Raw genomic sequence first — 1,967 nt, forward strand, 5'->3', positions numbered from 1 at the left:
GGTACGCCGCCGCCCACCTCGCGGCGCTGCGCGCGGCGCCGCCCTGCTCGCCGCCCGGGCCCGCCCCGCGCCCACCCGCCGCAACCGGATCACCAGCGTCTGGGTCCTGCTCTCCAGCGTCGCCCCCGAACTCGACGAGTGGGCCCGCTACTTCGCCGCCGGCGCCGGCAAGCGGGCCGCCGCCGAGGCCGGCATCCCCCGGGTGGTCACCGCCCGGGGAGGCCGACGACCTGCTCCGCGCCGCCGAGCAGTTCGTGACGGTGGTGGAGACCGCGCTCGGCCTGGCGCACCAACCGGCGCTCGACGGGATCGCCGCCTGACCTTGGCGCCCCGGCCACCGGCGGGAGCCGGATGTGGCCGGCGCCGGGACACGTGGATGCGGCCGACGCCCAGCGCATCGGCTGATCCACGGCAGCGCCGCACTTTCTTATCCAGCAGCACGACCTGATCCAGCAGCACGACGACGGGGGCAGGTCCCCGCGCGACACGACGGGGGGTTGGTCCGATGGCGGGCCGCATGGTGGTCGGTTCCGCCGCACTGGCCGATCTGGTGCGTCCGGCGAGCGCACCCGACCCGGCGGGCGGCCACCGGGTGCTGCCGGTCCGGCCGGAGCTGACCGGGCTGCTGCCCAATCGCGGGCTGCGCCGCGGCAGCACCATCGCCATCGGCTCCGGGCAGCCCCGGCGCAGCGGTGCGACGTCGCTGATCCTGGCGCTGCTCGCCGAGGCGTCCCGGGCCGGCTCGTGGTGCGCCGTGGTCGGGGTCCCCACCTTCGGGGCCGGCGCGGCGGCCGAGGCCGGGATCGCCCTGGACCGGCTGGCCCTGGTGCCGAATCCGGGGCCGGAGTGGCCCACCGTCATCGCCGCGCTCATCGACGGGGTGGACGTGGTGGTCACCGCCGTGCCGACCACGGTCTCCGCCTCGGTCGCCAACCGGCTGGCCGCCCGCGCCCGGCAGCGCGGCAGCGTGCTCGTCCCGTATGGCCGGTGGGACGGCGCGGACGTCACGTTGCAGGTGGTCCGGGGCGTCTGGGAGGGGCTCGGGCCGGGCCGGGGGCGGCTGCGACGCCGGGAGGTGACCGTCTCGGCGCGCGGGCGCGGCGCGGCCGCCCGCCCGAAGGAGATCAAGGTCTGGCTGCCCGGTGACGGACTCACCCGGGTCATCCCCCGGGCGACCGGGGTGGCCGGGCCGGGCGCGGGCGGCTCCGCCCGGTGACGCCGGCCGCCTCGGCTGCCCTCGCCATCCCGTCCCGCCGCGGCGCGCTCACCCTGGTCGGTCCGGCATGACCGCCGGTGTGAGCGATGTGCCGGGTGTCCGCCGGGGAGGGCCGGCATGAGCGGTGCGCCGGTGCGGACGCTGCTGCTCTGGTGCCCGGACTGGCCGGTCCTCGCCGCGGAGATCGTCGACGGGGTGCCCGCCACCGACCCCGTCGCGGTGCTGCACGCCAACCGGGTGGTCGCCTGTTCCGAGCGGGCTCGCGCCGAGGGGGTGCGTCGAGGGCTGCGCAGGCGCGAGGCGCAGGGGCGCTGCCCGCAGCTCACCGTCGTCGAGTACGACCCCGGCCGGGACGCCCGGGCGTTCGAGCCGGTGGTCGCCGCCGTCGAGGAGGTGGCCGCCGGGGTCGAGGTGGTCCGCCCCGGGGCCTGCGCGCTGGCGGCCCGGGGTCCGAGCCGTTACCTCGGCGGTGAGGAGGCGGCGGCCGAGCGGATCATCGAGCACGTCGCCCAGTCCTGCGCGGTGGAGAGCCAGGTCGGCGTCGCCGACGGGGTCTTCGCCGCCGGGCTGGCCGCCCGGGACGGGCGGATCGTGCCGCCCGGCGGGACGCCGGAGTTCCTGGCCGCCCTGCCGGTCGAGGCGCTCGGCCGCCCGGCCCTGGCCGACCTGCTGCGCCGGCTGGGGGTGCGTACCCTCGGGGGCTTCGCCGCGCTGCCCGCCGGCGACGTGCTGGCCCGGTTCGGCTCGACGG

General features: G+C 78.6%; 3 pseudogenes. All 3 read left to right on the forward strand.

From position 1 onward, the window contains the following. Positions 1-320: pseudogene (locus tag JNW87_RS38100) on the forward strand (SAV_6107 family HEPN domain-containing protein); the annotation flags it as partial. Between the two features lie 185 nt (positions 321-505). After that, positions 506-1,287 (forward strand): annotated as a pseudogene (locus tag JNW87_RS38105) (hypothetical protein). A gap of 46 nt (positions 1,288-1,333) precedes the next feature. Further along, a pseudogene (locus JNW87_RS38110) lies at positions 1,334-1,967 on the forward strand (DNA polymerase Y family protein); the annotation flags it as partial.

Origin of the sequence: Micromonospora sp. ATA51 (assembly GCF_016802855.1) — a bacterium.
GTDB classification, from domain to species: domain Bacteria; phylum Actinomycetota; class Actinomycetes; order Mycobacteriales; family Micromonosporaceae; genus Micromonospora; species Micromonospora sicca.